This is a genomic window from Pseudomonas sp. SA233 (genome assembly GCF_054792385.1).
In genome coordinates this window covers 3,765,900-3,781,720 of the sequence record NZ_CP096449.1, presented here as the reverse complement: position 1 = coordinate 3,781,720, position 15,821 = coordinate 3,765,900, and the positions used below count along the sequence as shown (strand labels likewise).

9 protein-coding genes are annotated in these 15,821 nt (G+C 65.5%); 4 read left to right on the top strand and 5 right to left on the bottom strand.

Annotation, left to right across the window (positions count from 1 at the left end):
- Positions 1-57: 57 nt before the first annotated feature.
- From M1D87_RS17480 to M1D87_RS17465, 4 genes are read right to left on the bottom strand one after another with little or no spacing between them, the layout of a single operon-like run.
- Positions 58-2,010 carry an acetyl/propionyl/methylcrotonyl-CoA carboxylase subunit alpha gene (locus M1D87_RS17480; protein ID WP_123085123.1) on the bottom strand — a complete coding sequence of 651 codons (1,953 nt, stop codon included), beginning with the start codon at positions 2,008-2,010 and terminating at the stop codon, positions 58-60.
- A complete protein-coding gene (locus tag M1D87_RS17475) occupies positions 2,007-2,822 on the bottom strand; it encodes a gamma-carboxygeranoyl-CoA hydratase (protein ID WP_039613144.1) in 816 nt (271 codons plus the stop codon). The genes M1D87_RS17480 and M1D87_RS17475 overlap by 4 nt, the downstream gene beginning before the upstream one ends.
- Before the next feature lie 3 nt (positions 2,823-2,825).
- Entirely contained in the window at positions 2,826-4,433 is a 1,608-nt protein-coding gene (locus M1D87_RS17470; protein WP_046615628.1) for a carboxyl transferase domain-containing protein, read from the bottom strand.
- A gap of 19 nt (positions 4,434-4,452) precedes the next feature.
- On the bottom strand, positions 4,453-5,616 hold the full coding sequence (locus tag M1D87_RS17465; RefSeq protein ID WP_013973339.1) for an isovaleryl-CoA dehydrogenase: 1,164 nt from the start codon (positions 5,614-5,616) through the stop codon (positions 4,453-4,455).
- Between the two features lie 320 nt (positions 5,617-5,936).
- Here M1D87_RS17465 and M1D87_RS17460 point away from each other — a divergent pair, with 320 nt between their 5' ends.
- On the top strand, positions 5,937-7,619 hold the full coding sequence (locus M1D87_RS17460) for an AMP-binding protein (protein ID WP_232881173.1): 1,683 nt from the start codon (positions 5,937-5,939) through the stop codon (positions 7,617-7,619).
- Positions 7,620-7,759: 140 nt separating this feature from the next.
- Here M1D87_RS17460 and M1D87_RS17455 read toward each other — a convergent pair whose 3' ends face one another.
- The gene (locus M1D87_RS17455; RefSeq protein WP_003251307.1) at positions 7,760-7,921 is read right to left on the bottom strand and encodes a hypothetical protein; all 162 of its coding nucleotides are present in this window, start codon (positions 7,919-7,921) and stop codon (positions 7,760-7,762) included.
- Between the two features lie 140 nt (positions 7,922-8,061).
- Here M1D87_RS17455 and M1D87_RS17450 point away from each other — a divergent pair, with 140 nt between their 5' ends.
- The 3 genes from M1D87_RS17450 (at position 8,062) to glgB (ending at position 15,748) form a co-directional block, all read left to right on the top strand.
- Positions 8,062-10,080 (top strand): alpha-1,4-glucan--maltose-1-phosphate maltosyltransferase, encoded by a 2,019-nt coding sequence (locus M1D87_RS17450; protein ID WP_013973336.1) that lies wholly within the window; start codon positions 8,062-8,064, stop codon positions 10,078-10,080.
- A gap of 139 nt (positions 10,081-10,219) precedes the next feature.
- Positions 10,220-13,537, top strand: coding sequence for a maltose alpha-D-glucosyltransferase (gene treS, locus M1D87_RS17445; protein ID WP_421091566.1), 3,318 nt, complete (start codon positions 10,220-10,222; stop codon positions 13,535-13,537).
- Positions 13,538-15,748, top strand: a complete 2,211-nt coding sequence (glgB, locus tag M1D87_RS17440) for a 1,4-alpha-glucan branching protein GlgB (RefSeq protein ID WP_123085120.1) — start codon at positions 13,538-13,540, stop codon at positions 15,746-15,748.
- Positions 15,749-15,821: the final 73 nt, after the last annotated feature.

Below are 15,821 nucleotides of genomic sequence, written 5' to 3'. Positions count from 1 at the left end.
GTACCTGTAGGAGCGGCCTTGTGTCGCGAAAGGGCCGCAAAGCGGCCCCCAGGACTCTTACTCCGCCAGTTCGACCAGCACCGTCCCTTCGCTGACCATATCCCCTTCCTGGCAGAACAACGCCTTCACCGTGCCGCCATGCGGCGCGCGAATGCTGTGCTCCATCTTCATGGCCTCCAGCACTACCAGCGCCGTACCTGCCTCCACCACCTGCCCAGGCTCCACCAGCACCCGCACGATGCTGCCGTTCATGGGCGCGCCCAGGCCGCCCTGGTGGCTGTGGCTGGCCTCGGCCTCGGCGATCGGGTCGAAGGCTTCGATGGCATGCATCTCGCCGTCCCAGTGCAAGTACAGCGTGCCACCGCGGCGGATCGCCAGATGCTGGCGACGCACACCAGCCTGGTCATGCACCAACTGCTCGCCCAGCAACTGCCAGGTAGACGCAGCGCTGCGCTCCAGGGCGACTGCCTGGTCCTGCCCGCCACTGACCAGGTGCAGGCTGCTGCGCGCCGGCAGGCCCAGGCGCAGGCCGTTGCGCTCGGCCCACGGCGAACTGCGGTCGTCCTCCCGCTGGTGTGCGGCCTGGCCCTGCAACCAGGCCTCGGCCGCGGCTTCCCAGAAGCCTGCCGGCAGCGCTTGCGGCGCGGGCAGCAAAACCTCCTGGTGACGCGGAATGAAGCCAGTATCCAGTTCCGCTGCAGCAAACGCCGGGTGGGCGAGAATGCGCCGCAGGAAGGCGATGTTGGTCTTCAACCCGCCAATGGCAAATTCGTCGAGCATGGCCAGCAAACGCAGGCGCGCCTGCTCGCGGTCTTCGCCCCAGGCGATCAGCTTGCCCAGCATCGGGTCGTAGAACGGCGACACCACGTCACCCTCGCTGACCCCGCTGTCCACCCGTCGCCCTTCGCCGGCTGCCGACTCGCGGTACAGCGCCAGCTTGCCGGTCGCGGGCAGGAATTCGTTGGTCGGGTCCTCGGCATACAGGCGCACTTCGATGGCATGGCCGATCAGCGGCACCTGTTCCTGGGTGATCGGCAGGGCCTCGCCGCAGGCCACGCGAATCTGCCAGGCCACCAGGTCGAGCCCGGTAATGGCCTCGGTGACCGGGTGCTCCACCTGCAGGCGGGTGTTCATCTCCATGAAGAAGAATTCGCCACGGGCATCGAGCAAAAACTCCACGGTGCCGGCGCCCACGTAGCCGATGGCCTGGGCCGCGCGTACCGCCGCCTCACCCATGGCACGGCGCAATTCGGCTGACAGGCCTGGCGCTGGGGCTTCTTCCACCACCTTCTGGTGACGGCGCTGTATCGAGCAGTCACGCTCGTTGAGGTACAGGCAGTTGCCGTGCTGGTCGGCGAATACCTGGATTTCCACATGGCGCGGCTTGAGCACGTATTTTTCCACCAGCATGCGCGCATCGCCGAACGACGACTGCGCCTCACGCTGGGCCGAGGCCAGGGCGTCGGCCAGCTGGCTTTCTTCCTCGACCACTTTCATGCCTTTGCCACCGCCGCCGGCGCTGGCCTTGAGCAGTACCGGGTAGCCGATGCGTTCGGCGGCGGCGCGGAAGGTGTCCAGGTCCTGGGCTTCGCCATGGTAGCCCGGCACCAGTGGCACGCCAGCGGCTTCCATCAGTGCCTTGGCCGCCGACTTGCTGCCCATGGCGTCGATGGCGCTGGCCGGTGGGCCGAGGAAGATCAGTCCGGCCTCTTCGATGGCACGGGCGAAGCCTGCGTTCTCGGACAGGAAGCCATAGCCCGGGTGGATGGCCTGGGCGCCGCTGGCCTTGGCTGCGGCCAGCAGCTTGTCGACCAGCAGGTAGCTTTCGGCAGCCTTGGTGCCGCCGAGGTCGACGCGGATATCGGCTTCGCGGCTGTGCCGGGCATCACGGTCGGTGGCACTGTGCACGGCCACGGTGGTCAGGCCCATGGCCTTGGCGGTGCGCATCACCCGGCAGGCGATTTCGCCGCGGTTGGCGACCAGCAGGGTGGTCAAAGCGGGGCGGCTCATGGGCGCGGCTCCTTCTTGTCGTCGGTTTGCCAGGCGGGGCGGCGTTTTTCCAGGAAGGCGCGCAGGCCCTCCTGGCCTTCGGCGCTGACTCGGATGCGGGCGATGGTGTTTTCGCAGTAGCGGCGCAAGGCCGGGCTGAGTTCACCGTCGTCCACTTCACGCAGCAGGTCCTTGGTGGCGCGCAGCGCTTGCGGGCTGTTCTGCAGCAGGTTGCTCACCCAGGCTTCGACCTGGGCGTCCAGTTCGCTGGCCGGGTAGACCTCGGCCAGCAGGCCCAGCTCGCGGGCCCGCACGCCGCTGAAACGCTCGGCGGTAAGGGCATAGCGGCGCGCGGCACGCTCGCCGATGGCCTTGACCACGAACGGGCTGATCACTGCCGGGGCCAGGCCGATGCGCACTTCCGACAGGCACAGCTGAGCGTCTTCGGCACCGATGGCCATGTCGCAGCAACTGATCAGGCCCAGCGCGCCGCCAAAGGCCGCGCCTTGCACCACGGCCAGGGTCGGCGCCTTGAGGCGGTGCAGGGCATACATCAGCTCGCCCAGCTCGCGGGCATCATCCAGGTTGGTGTTGAAGTCCAGCTGCGCCGACTGCTGCATCCAGGCCAGATCGGCGCCGGCGCTGAAGTGCCGGCCGCGGCCGCGCAGCAGCACGAAGCGCAGGCTGGCGTCCTCGGCCAACTGGTCGAGGGCGACGATCAGCTCGCGGATCATCAAGGCGTTGAAGGCGTTGTTCTTGTCCTCGCGGCTCAGCCACAGGGTGGCGAAGCCGCGCGGGTCGCGGATCACTTCGAGAGTGCTGAAATCGCTCATGGGTCACATCCGGAAAATGCCGAAGCGGCTCTGTTCGATCGGTGCGTTCAGCGCGGCGGACAACGCCAGGCCGAGCACGTCGCGGGTCTGTGCCGGGTCGATGACACCGTCGTCCCACAGGCGGGCGCTGGAGTAGTAGGGGTGGCCCTGGTGCTCGTACTGGTCAAGGATCGGCTGTTTGAGCCGGGCTTCGTCTTCGGCGCTGAACGGGTGGCCACTGCGCTCGCTCTGTTCGCGCTTGACCTGGGCCAGCACGCCGGCAGCCTGTTCGGCCCCCATCACGCCGATCCGCGCATTGGGCCACATCCACAGGAAGCGCGGGTCGTAGGCACGGCCGCACATGCCGTAGTTGCCGGCGCCAAAGCTGCCGCCAATGATCACCGTGAACTTCGGCACCTGGGCGCAGGCCACGGCAGTGACCAGCTTGGCGCCGTGCTTGGCGATGCCGCCTTCTTCGTACTTCTTGCCGACCATGAAACCGGTGATGTTCTGCAGGAACAGCAGCGGGATGCCGCGCTGGCAGGCCAGTTCGATGAAGTGCGCGCCTTTTTGCGCCGCTTCGGCGAACAGGATGCCGTTGTTGGCGAGGATCGCCACCGGGTAGCCGTGCAGGTGGGCGAAGCCGCACACCAGGGTGGTACCGAACAGCGCCTTGAACTCGTCGAACACCGAGCCGTCGACCAGACGCGCGATAACCTCGCGCACGTCGAACGGTTGCTTGGCATCGGCCGGCACCACGCCATACAGCTCATCGGCGGCGTACAGCGGTGCCACCGGGGCCAGGCGCTGCAGCTTGCCCAGCTTGTGCCAGTTGAGGTTGGCCACGCTGCGTCGGGCCAGGGCCAGGGCATGTTCGTCGTTGTCGGCATAGTGGTCGGCCACGCCGCTGGTGCGGCAGTGCACATCGGCACCGCCAAGGTCTTCGGCGCTAACCACCTCGCCAGTGGCCGCCTTCACCAGTGGCGGGCCGGCGAGGAAGATGGTCGCCTGCTGGCGCACCATGATCGCTTCGTCGGCCATCGCGGGCACGTAGGCACCGCCGGCAGTGCACGAGCCCATCACCACGGCAATCTGCGGAATGCCCAGCGCGCTCATGTTGGCCTGGTTGAAGAAGATCCGCCCGAAGTGCTCGCGGTCGGGGAACACTTCGTCCTGGCGTGGCAGGTTGGCGCCGCCGGAGTCCACCAGGTAGATGCACGGCAGGCGGTTCTGCAGGGCGATGGTCTGCGCACGCAGGTGCTTCTTCACCGTCAGCGGGTAGTAGGAACCGCCTTTGACCGTGGCGTCGTTGGCCACGATCATGCATTCCACGCCTTCGACGCGGCCGATGCCGGCGATCACGCCCGCAGCGGGCACGTCTTCGCCATACACCTCATGGGCAGCCAGTTGGCCGATTTCGAGGAACGGCGAGCCCGGGTCCAGCAGGCGGTCGATACGCTCGCGTGGCAACAGCTTGCCACGCGAAGTGTGCCGCTCCTGAGCCTTGGGCCCACCGCCCTGGGCCACCTGGGCGAGCAGGCCGCGCAGGGCCTGGACCTGTTCGAGCATGGCCGCGCTGTTGCTGGCGAACTCTGCCGAACGCGGGTTGATCTGGGTGTGCAAGGTAGCCATGTGCGCCCGTCCCTTGTGCTCAGCGGGTTTCGTTGAACAGTTCGCGGCCAATCAGCATCCGGCGGATTTCGCTGGTGCCGGCACCGATCTCGTACAGCTTGGCGTCGCGCAGCAGGCGGCCTGCCGGGAATTCGTTGATATAGCCGTTGCCGCCGAGAATCTGGATCGCCTCCAGGGCCATTTGCGTGGCGCGCTCAGCGGTGTACAGGATCACCCCGGCGGCGTCCTTGCGGGTGGTCTCGCCACGGTCGCAGGCCTGGGCCACGGCATACAGGTAGGCACGGCTGGCGTTGAGCTGGGTGTACATGTCGGCGATCTTGCCCTGGATCAGCTGAAACTCGCCGATGCTCTGGCCGAACTGCTTGCGGTCGTGAATGTAGGGCACTACCAGGTCCATGCAGCTCTGCATGATGCCGGTCGGGCCGCCGGACAGCACCACGCGCTCGTAGTCCAGGCCGCTCATCAGCACGCGCACGCCACCGTTGAGCTGGCCGAGGATGTTTTCTTCCGGCACTTCGACGCCGTCGAAGAACAGCTCGCAGGTGTTGGAGCCACGCATGCCCAGCTTGTCGAACTTGTTGCTGCGGCTGAAGCCTTTCCAGTCACGCTCGACGATGAACGCGGTGATGCCGTGCGCACCCTTTTCCAGGTCGGTCTTGGCATAGATCACGTAGGTGTTGGCGTCCGGGCCGTTGGTGATCCAGGTCTTGCTGCCGTTGAGCACGTAGTGGTCGCCGCGCTTTTCCGCGCGCAGCTTCATCGATACCACGTCGGAACCGGCGTTGGGCTCGCTCATGGCCAGGGCGCCGATGTGCTCGCCGCTGATCAGCTTGGGCAGGTACTTGAGCTTCTGCTCGTGGCTGCCGTTGCGGTTGATCTGGTTGACGCAGAGGTTGGAGTGGGCACCGTAGGACAGTGCCACCGAGGCCGAGCCACGGCTGATTTCTTCCATCGAAACCACGTGGGCCAGGTAGCCCAGGCCGGCACCGCCGTATTCTTCCGGCACGGTGATGCCCAGCAGGCCCATGTCGCCGAACTTGCGCCACATGTCGGCAGGGAACAGGTTGTCGTGGTCGATTTGCGCGGCGCGCGGAGCCAGTTCGGCGGCGACGAAGGTGCGCACCTGGTCGCGGAGCATGTCGATGGTTTCGCCCAGGGCGAAGTTCAGGGTGGGGTAATGCATGCTGGGGCACCTTCTTGTTCTTGAAATTGGGTAACACCGTAGCTCAAGGGCTATCCACCGGCCCTGTGGGAGCGGGTTTACCCGCGAATGCGTCAGCAGGGCCACCGTCATTGCCTGGATGATCGCATTCGCGGGTAAACCCGCTCCCACAGGGTCGGTGGTGCGCCGACAAACCCGATGTCGTTTTCACCTTTACGTTAACGTAAACCTGCATGCACTTACTGTCAATCGACTCATCACCTTTACGTAAACGTAAATCTGCGCCAGAGTATTCCCGCTTGCTTCAGTCGTGCCCAGAACAACCACAAGAAGGGACACCCATGAGTCAACCAAGCTATACCCGCGGTCGCCAGGACCAAGCCTTGCTGACCCAGACCATCGGCCAGGCCTTCGACGCCACCGTGGCCCGTTGTGCCGACGGCGAGGCCCTGGTGTCGCGCCATCAGGGCCTGCGCTACAGCTGGCGGCAGTTGGCCGAGCAGGTCGAGGTGCATGCTCGTGCCCTGATGGCCCTGGGCGTGAACACCGGCGATCGGGTCGGCATCTGGTCGCCCAACTGCGCCCAGTGGTGCATCCTGCAGCTGGCCAGCGCCAAGGTCGGTGCCATCCTGGTCAACATCAACCCGGCCTACCGCGTGGGCGAGCTGGAATACGTGCTGCGTCAGTCCGGTTGCCGCTGGCTGGTGTGTGCCGATGCCTTCAAGACGTCCGACTACCACGCCATGGTCCAGGAACTGGCGCCGGAGCTGGCCAGCGCCACCCCGGGTGAAATGGCCAGTGAACGCCTGCCCGACCTGCGTGGTGTGGTCAGCCTGGCCGCCAACCCGCCGGCAGGCTTCCTGCCTTGGCAAGCGCTGGCCGAGCGGGCAGGGCAGACCTCCGTCGAGGCTTACGCGAAGCGCCAGCAAAGCCTGCAGTTCGACCAGCCGGTGAACATCCAGTACACCTCCGGCACCACCGGCGCACCGAAGGGCGCCACGCTCAGCCACTACAACATCCTCAACAACGGCTTCATGGTCGGCGAAAGCCTGGGCCTGACCGCACGCGACCGCATGGTGATCCCGGTACCGCTGTACCACTGCTTCGGCATGGTCATGGCCAACCTCGGCTGCATCACCCATGGCAGCACCATGATCTACCCCAACGACGCCTTCGACGCCGAGCTCACCCTGCGCGCCGTGGCCGAAGAGCGTGCCAGCATCCTCTATGGCGTGCCGACCATGTTCATCGCCATGCTCGACCACCCCGCGCGCGGGCAAATGGACCTGTCGACCCTGCGCAGCGGCATCATGGCCGGCGCCACCTGCCCGATCGAGGTGATGCGCCGGGTCATCGACCAGATGCACATGGCCGAAGTACAGATCGCCTACGGCATGACCGAAACCAGCCCGGTGTCGCTGCAGACCGGCCCGGACGACGACCTGGAGCTACGCGTGACCACCGTCGGCCGCACCCAGCCGCAGCTGGAGAACAAGCTGGTGGACGCCGACGGCTGCATCGTCCCGCGCGGCGAGATCGGCGAGCTGTGCACCCGCGGCTACAGCGTGATGCTCGGCTACTGGGACAACCCCCAGGCCACGGCAGATGCCATCGACCCGGCCGGCTGGATGCATTCTGGCGACCTGGCGGTGATGGACGAGCACGGCTACGTGCGCATTGTCGGGCGCAACAAGGACATGATCATTCGCGGCGGCGAGAACATCTACCCGCGTGAACTGGAAGAGTTCTTCTACACCCACCCGGCGGTGGCCGATGCCCAGGTGATCGGCATCCCGTGCAGCCGTTATGGCGAGGAGATCGTCGCCTGGATCAAGCTGCACCCGGGGCACAGTGCCACGGTCGAGGAACTGCAGGGCTGGTGCAAGGCGCGCATTGCACACTTCAAGGTGCCGCGGCATATCCGCTTTGTCGACGAGTACCCGATGACGGTGACTGGCAAGGTGCAGAAGTTCCGCATGCGGGAGATCAGTGTGGCGGAGATCTCGGCTTTAACTGCTGGTTGATGTATTGATGCTGCCGGCCCTTTCGCGGGTAAACCCGCTCCTACAGGTACAGCGCCGCGTTCGAAATCGGCGTGGTCCCTGTGGGAGCGGGCGTGCCCGCGAAGAGGCCGGCCCTGCCAGCACAAGATCCTGGTCTACCCTTAAGCCTTCACCGGTGGTTCCTGGCTCGGCGGGTCGCCTACCGTCGGCGGGACGGTCGGCTTGATCGGCAGCTCGTCCGGGTCTTCCTCCGGCACGGGCGGCGGCAGGCTCGGGTCGTCGATGTTGGGATCGGGAGTCTCCGGTGGAATGGGAATGTTCATGGCCTGACCTCGCTTGGGTAATTGAAGAGGTGCTGCAGGCTTCGACCCCTCGCAGCTGCCGTTCGCTCAATTTTTTTGAACCCCACGCCTGTGCCCGGCTCTGAACCCTTACCGCCACCAGCCTGAGGGAGCAAGGTCCGATGTCACGAAACGAGCCCTTCGAAAGCGTGCCCATGGCCAACGATCACCCGGACCAGGCCATCAGCCTGTCCCAGGCGCTGCTGGCGCCGCGCATCGTGATCGAAGACACCCAACCCGTGCTCGAGGCCGGCACCTTCGCCGCCAAGGCCATCAGTGGCCAGCCGGTGGCGGTCAGCAGCAAGGTCTACAGCGACGGCCACGACCGCCTGGCCGTGATGCTCAACTGGCGCCAGGCCCACAGCCGGCGCTGGCATTGCGTACCCATGCACTCGCCGGGCAACGACCTGTGGCTGGCCGAGTTCACCCCCACCGAACTGGGCCCGCACCTGTTCAGCATCGAGGCCTGGATCGACCCGTTCGCTACTTACTGCCACGACCTGGAGAAGAAGTACCACGCCGGTGTCGAGGTCCGGTTGGAGCTGGAGGAAGGCCGATTGATGCTGGGCAAGGGCATCGAGCTGTGCAACGGTGCCCTGCGCGAGGAGCTCCAGGCATTGCAGCAGCGCCTGCCCACGCTGAATGCCGACGACCAGGTGGCACTGTTTCTCGACCCCGCTACCGCCCGCCTGATGAGCGACGCCGAGCACCGCAGCTACCTGGCCCGCAGCCGCGAATTCCCCGTCGATGTCGACCGCCCGGCCGCGCAGTTCGCCAGCTGGTACGAGCTGTTCCCGCGTTCGGTCACCGACAGCCCCGAGCGCCACGGCACGTTCAACGATGTGCACGAGCGCCTGCCGATGATCCGCGACATGGGCTTCGACGTACTGTATTTTCCGCCGATCCATCCCATCGGCATGCAGCACCGCAAGGGCCGCAACAACGCCCTCACCGCGGAGCCCGGCGACCCGGGCAGCCCGTATGCCATCGGCAGCGCGGAAGGCGGCCACGAGGCGATTCACCCACAACTGGGCAGCCGCGACGACTTCCGTCGCCTGGTGGCCGCAGCGGCCGAGCATGGCCTGGAAATCGCCCTCGACTTCGCGATCCAGTGCTCCCAGGACCACCCCTGGCTCAAGGAGCACCCCGGCTGGTTCAGCTGGCGACCGGACGGCACCATCCGATATGCCGAGAACCCGCCGAAGAAATACCAGGACATCGTCAACGTCGATTTCTACGCGCCCGAGGCCGTGCCCTCGCTGTGGCTGGCTTTGCGTGACGTAGTGGTTGGCTGGGTCGAGGAGGGTGTGAAGACCTTCCGCGTCGACAACCCGCACACCAAACCACTGCCATTCTGGCAATGGCTGATCGCCAATGTGCGCAGCCGGCACCCGGAGGTCATCTTCCTCGCCGAAGCCTTCACCAAACCGGCGATGATGGCCCGCCTGGGCAAGGTCGGGTACGCGCAGAGCTATACCTACTTCACCTGGCGCAATCACAAACAGGAACTGCGCGAATACTTCGAGCAGCTCAACCAGCCGCCATGGAGCCAGTGCTACCGGCCCAACTTCTTCGTCAACACGCCCGACATCAACCCGTACTTCCTGCATACCTCCGGCCGTGCCGGCTTCCTCATACGCGCTGCACTGGCCACCATGGGGTCGGGGCTGTGGGGCATGTATTCGGGCTTCGAACTGTGCGAAGGCACACCGCTGCCGGGCAAGGAGGAGTACCTGGATTCGGAGAAGTACGAAATCCGCCCACGCGATTTCAGCCAACCCGGCAACATCATTGCCGAGATCGCCCAGCTCAACCGCATCCGCCGGCAGAACCGCGCCTTGCAGACCCACCTGGGCGTGGCGTTCTTCAACTGCTGGAACGACAACATCCTGTACTTCGCCAAGCGCACGCCCGAGCGCGACAACTACATTCTGGTGGCAATCAGCCTCGACCCGCACAACGCCCAGGAGGCGCACTTCGAGCTGCCGCTGTGGGAGCTGGGGCTGGATGACAACGCCGAAACCCATGGTGAGGACTTGATGAACGGACATCGCTGGTCGTGGTACGGCAAGACCCAATGGATGCGCATCGAACCCTGGCATCTGCCTTTCGGTATCTGGCGCATCGAAAAGGCCCGCTAACGGTGGTTCGCGATCCTCTGTAGGAGCGGGCGCGCCCGCGAACACCGGCACAGCCGGTGCCATACACTGCGGTGTCTGTTTCGCGGGCAAGCCCGCTCCTACAGGGGCCAGAGCAACCAGAAATTGAAAGGAGTCGCACATGGCCAAGCGTTCCCGCCCGGCAGCCTTCATCGACGACCCGCTGTGGTACAAGGACGCCGTCATCTACCAGCTGCACATCAAGTCGTTCTTCGATTCGAACAACGACGGCATCGGCGACTTCGCCGGCCTGATCAGCAAGCTCGACTACATCGCCGAGCTGGGCGTCAACACCCTGTGGCTGCTACCGTTCTATCCCTCGCCACGCCGCGACGACGGCTACGACATCGCCGAATACAAGGCCGTGCACCCCGACTACGGCAACCTGGCCGATGCCCGCCGCTTCATCGCCGAGGCGCATAAACGCGGCCTGCGGGTAATCACCGAGCTAGTCATCAACCACACCAGCGACCAGCACCCCTGGTTCCAGCGCGCCCGCCATGCCAAGCGCGGCAGCAAGGCACGGGACTTCTACGTGTGGTCGGATGATGACCAGAAGTACGACGGCACGCGCATCATCTTCCTCGACACCGAGAAGTCCAACTGGACCTGGGACCCGGTCGCCGGCCAGTACTTCTGGCACCGCTTCTACTCGCACCAGCCCGACCTCAACTTCGACAACCCGCAAGTGCTCAAGGCCGTGATCGGGGTGATGCGCTTCTGGCTGGACCTGGGTGTCGATGGCCTGCGCCTGGACGCCATCCCTTACCTGATCGAGCGTGACGGCACCAACAACGAGAACCTTGCCGAAACCCACGACGTGCTCAAGGCGATCCGCGCCGAAATCGACGCCAACTACCCCGACCGCATGCTGCTGGCCGAGGCCAACCAGTGGCCCGAGGACACCCGCCCGTACTTTGGCGAAGGCGAGGGCGACGAATGCCACATGGCCTTCCACTTCCCGTTGATGCCGCGCATGTACATGGCCCTGGCCATGGAAGACCGCTTCCCGATCACCGACATCCTGCGCCAGACCCCGGAAATCCCCGCCAACTGCCAATGGGCGATCTTCCTGCGCAACCACGATGAGCTGACCCTGGAAATGGTTACCGACCGCGAGCGCGACTACTTGTGGAACTACTACGCCGAAGACCGCCGCGCCCGCATCAACCTGGGCATCCGCCGCCGCCTGGCGCCGTTGCTGCAGCGTGACCGCCGGCGCATCGAACTGCTCACCAGCCTGCTGCTGTCGATGCCCGGCACGCCCACCCTGTACTACGGCGACGAACTGGGCATGGGCGACAACATCTACCTGGGCGACCGCGACGGAGTGCGCACGCCCATGCAATGGTCGCCGGACCGCAACGGCGGTTTCTCCCGCGCAGACCCGCAGCGCCTGGTACTGCCGCCGATCATGGACCCGCTGTATGGTTACCAGACCGTCAACGTCGAAGCCCAGGCCAACGACCCGCATTCGCTGCTGAACTGGACCCGGCGCATGCTGGCGGTGCGCAAGCAGCAGAAGGCCTTCGGCCGCGGCAGCCTGCGCACCCTCACGCCGAACAACCGGCGCATCCTCGCCTACTTGCGCGAGTACACCGACGCCGATGGCAACACTGAAGTCATCCTGTGCGTGGCCAACGTTTCCCGCGCCGCCCAGGCAGCTGAACTGGAACTGTCACAATACGCCGACAAAGTACCGGTGGAGATGCTCGGCGGCAGCGCCTTCCCGCCAATCGGGCAACTGCCGTTCCTGCTGACATTGCCACCCTACGCCTTTTACTGGTTCCTGCTGGCCAGCCACGACCGCATGCCCAGCTGGCACATCCAGGCCACCGAGGGGTTACCCGAATTGACCACACTGGTATTGCGCAAGCGCATGGAAGAACTGCTGGAGGCCCCCTCCAGCGATACCCTGCAAAGCGCCATCCTGCCGCAGTACCTGCCCAAGCGGCGCTGGTTCGCCGGCAAGGAAGGGCCGATCGACCAGGTGCGCCTGTGCTACGGCGTGCGTTTCGGCACCGCCACCACGCCGGTGCTGCTCGGTGAAATCGAAGTGCTCAGCGAGGGTGTGGCTACCCGCTATCAGCTGCCGTTCGGCCTGCTGCCCGAAGAGCAGATCAGTACCGCGTTGCCGCAGCAGCTGGCCCTGGCGCGGGTGCGCCGTGCCCATCAGGTTGGCCTGATCACCGATGCCTTCGTCCTCGAGCCATTCATCCGCGCGGTGCTGCGTGCCTGTGAGGGCGGCATGCATCTGCCTTGTGGCAACGGCGAGGGCGAGCTGCGCTTCGAAAGCACGCAGCAGTTGGCGAGCCTGGCGTTGAACGACGAAAGCAGCGTGCGCTACCTCAGCGCCGAGCAGTCCAACAGCTCGGTGGTGATTGGCGACCAGGTGGTGCTCAAGCTGATTCGCCGGGTCAACCCGGGCGTGCACCCCGAGCTGGAAATGAGTGCCTACCTGACCGCCGCAGGCTTTGCCAACATTTCGCCGCTGCTGGCCTGGGTCAGCCGGGTGGACGAGCAGGGCGCGCCACACCTGCTGATGATCGCCCAGGGCTACCTGAGCAACCAGGGTGACGCCTGGGCCTGGACCCAGAACACCCTGGAACGGGCGATCCGCGACCAGATGGAGCCCTCCAGCCTCGACGCCGATGCGCACACCGATGCACTGGCCGAACTCACCGGCTTTGCCGCCTTGCTCGGCCAGCGCCTGGGCGAGATGCACCTGCTGCTGGCGACACCGACCAATGACGAAGCCTTCCAGCCGCGCCCAAGCGATGCCGACGACAGCGAACGCTGGAGTGCGCAGATCAGCGCCGAACTCACCCATGCCCTCGACCTGCTGGCCCAGCACCGCGACAGCCTAGACAGCGAAAGCCAGGCGCTGGTCGACGATTTGCAGCAACAGCGCGACGGCCTGGCCCAGCACATCGCCAACCTGACCCGCCAAGCCCAGGGCGGCCTGCTGATGCGCGTGCACGGCGACCTGCACCTGGGCCAGGTGCTGGTGGTGCAGGGCGACGCCTACCTCATCGATTTCGAAGGTGAACCGGCCCGGTCGCTGCAAGAGCGTCGGGCAAAACACAGCCCGTACAAAGATGTCAGCGGCGTGCTGCGATCCTTCGACTATGCTGCTGCCATGATCTTGCGCAGCGCGTCTGCGGTCGACCTTTCCGACCCGGCGCGCCAAGCCCGGCAACGGGTTGCCAGGCAGTACCTGCACCAGTCGCGGCATGCCTTTGTCGAAGCCTATGGCCTGGCCACCGCGGCCATGCCTCACGCCTGGCAACAGGCCGAGGGTGAGCGTGCTGCACTGGAGCTGTTCTGCCTGGAAAAAGCCGCCTACGAAATCACATACGAAGCCGAGAACCGTCCGAGCTGGCTGGCCGTGCCTTTGCATGGCCTGCATGGACTGATCAGTACCTGGGGAGAGTCATAGATGAATGCAACCACGCGTGAAAACGGCGGCCTTCGGCAACGGGACCTCGACGCCCTGGCCCGCGCCGAGCACGCCGATCCATTTGCGGTACTCGGCCCCCATGGCGATGGCGCCGGCGGGCAGGTGGTCCGCGCCTTCCTGCCCAACGCCCTGAATGTGCGCATCCTGGCCCGGCATGACGGGCGCATCCTCGCCGAAATGGAGCAGGGCAGCCTGCCAGGGTTGTTCACCGCGCACCTCGATGAGGCACACCCGTACCTGCTGCAGATCGGTTGGGCCGGTGGCGAGCAGATTACCGAAGACCCCTACAGCTTCGGCCCGCAATTGGGCGACATGGACCTGTACCTGTTCGCCGAAGGCAACCACCGCGACCTGTCCGGGCGCTTCGGCGCCCAACCCATCCAGGTCGATGGCGTCGATGGCGTGTGTTTCTCGGTGTGGGCACCGAACGCCCGGCGGGTGTCGGTGGTGGGTGACTTCAACAACTGGGATGGCCGCCGCCACCCCATGCGCCTGCGCCACAGCGCCGGGGTGTGGGAGCTGTTCGTGCCGCGCCTGGGCGTGGGCGAAACCTACAAGTTCGAGGTGCTGGGCAAGGACGGCATACTGCCCCTGAAGGCCGACCCGCTGGCGCGCGCCACCGAACTGCCGCCGAGCACCGCATCCAAGGTGGCAGGGGCGCTCAGCCACGACTGGCAAGACCACGACTGGATGGCGCAACGCGCGCAACGCCATGCCTACAGCGCGCCGCTGTCGATCTACGAACTGCACCCGGGGTCGTGGCGCTGCGAGCTGGATGAGGCGGGCGAGGTCGGGCGCTATTACAACTGGCGCGAGCTGGCCGAGCGCCTGGTGCCGTACGTTCAGGAACTGGGCTTCACCCACATCGAACTGCTGCCGATCATGGAGCACCCCTTCGGCGGCTCCTGGGGCTACCAGCCGCTGTCGCTGTTCGCGCCCACCTCGCGCTACGGCAGCGCCGAGGACTTCGCCGCGTTCATCGACGCGTGCCACCAAGGGGGCATTGGTGTACTGCTGGACTGGGTACCGGCGCATTTCCCCACCGACGAACACGGCCTGGCGCGTTTCGACGGCACCGCACTGTACGAATACGACAACCCCCTGGAGGGCTACCACCAGGACTGGAACACGCTGATCTACAACCTTGGCCGCAACGAAGTGCGCGGCTTCATGATGGCCTCGGCGCTGCACTGGCTGAAGCACTTCCACATCGATGGCCTGCGCGTCGATGCGGTGGCTTCGATGCTGTACCGCGACTACTCGCGCAAGGCCGGCGAATGGGTGCCCAACCGCCACGGCGGGCGCGAGAACCTGGAGGCCATCGACTTCATCCGCCACCTCAACGGCGTGGCGGCCCACGAGGCCCCGGGCGCGCTGATCATCGCCGAGGAGTCCACCGCCTGGCCCGGCGTCAGCCAGCCGACCCAGCAGGGTGGCCTGGGCTTTGCCTACAAGTGGAACATGGGCTGGATGCACGACACCTTGCATTACATCCAGAACGACCCGGTGCACCGCACTTATCATCACAACGAGATGAGCTTCGGGCTGATCTATGCCTATTCCGAGCACTTCATCCTGCCCATCTCCCACGACGAAGTGGTGCACGGCAAGCATTCGCTGATCGACAAGATGCCCGGCGACCGCTGGCAGAAGTTCGCCAACCTGCGTGCCTACCTCACCTTCATGTGGGCGCATCCGGGCAAGAAGCTGCTGTTCATGGGCTGCGAGTTCGGCCAGTGGCGTGAGTGGGACCACGATAGCGAGCTGGACTGGTACCTGCTGCAGTACCCTGAGCACCAGGGTGTACAGCGCCTGGTAGGCGACCTCAACCGCCTGTACCGCGAGGTGCCGGCGTTGCATGAGCAGGATTGCCAGCCGCAGGGGTTCCAGTGGCTGATTGGTGACGATGCGCAGAACAGCGTGTATGCCTGGTTGCGCTGGAGCAGCAGTGGCGAGCCGGTGCTGGTGGTGGCCAACTTCACCCCGGTGCCGCGCGAGGGGTATCGCATTGGCGTGCCGTTTGGCGAGCGCTGGCAGGAGCTGTTGAACAGTGATGCGGAGCTGTATGCCGGGTCCAATGTCGGCAACCTGGGGAGGGTGGAGAGTGAGCAGATAGCCAGCCATGGGCAGCCGCAGTCGCTGGCCCTGAACCTGCCGCCGCTGGGTGTTCTGATAATGAAACCAGCCTGATGCTTTGCCAGTACTGGCCTCTTCGCGGGTAAACCCGCTCCCACAGGTATTGCACAAGCTTCAGACCCTGTGC

Coding starts and splice junctions, on each gene's coding strand:
- M1D87_RS17480 (WP_123085123.1), bottom strand. CDS start 2,010: ATGAGCCGCCCCGCTTTGACCACCCTGCTGGTCGCCAACCGCGGCGAA.
- M1D87_RS17475 (WP_039613144.1), bottom strand. CDS start 2,822: ATGAGCGATTTCAGCACTCTCGAAGTGATCCGCGACCCGCGCGGCTTC.
- M1D87_RS17470 (WP_046615628.1), bottom strand. CDS start 4,433: ATGGCTACCTTGCACACCCAGATCAACCCGCGTTCGGCAGAGTTCGCC.
- M1D87_RS17465 (WP_013973339.1), bottom strand. CDS start 5,616: ATGCATTACCCCACCCTGAACTTCGCCCTGGGCGAAACCATCGACATG.
- M1D87_RS17460 (WP_232881173.1), top strand. CDS start 5,937: ATGAGTCAACCAAGCTATACCCGCGGTCGCCAGGACCAAGCCTTGCTG.
- M1D87_RS17455 (WP_003251307.1), bottom strand. CDS start 7,921: ATGAACATTCCCATTCCACCGGAGACTCCCGATCCCAACATCGACGAC.
- M1D87_RS17450 (WP_013973336.1), top strand. CDS start 8,062: ATGTCACGAAACGAGCCCTTCGAAAGCGTGCCCATGGCCAACGATCAC.
- treS (WP_421091566.1), top strand. CDS start 10,220: ATGGCCAAGCGTTCCCGCCCGGCAGCCTTCATCGACGACCCGCTGTGG.
- glgB (WP_123085120.1), top strand. CDS start 13,538: ATGAATGCAACCACGCGTGAAAACGGCGGCCTTCGGCAACGGGACCTC.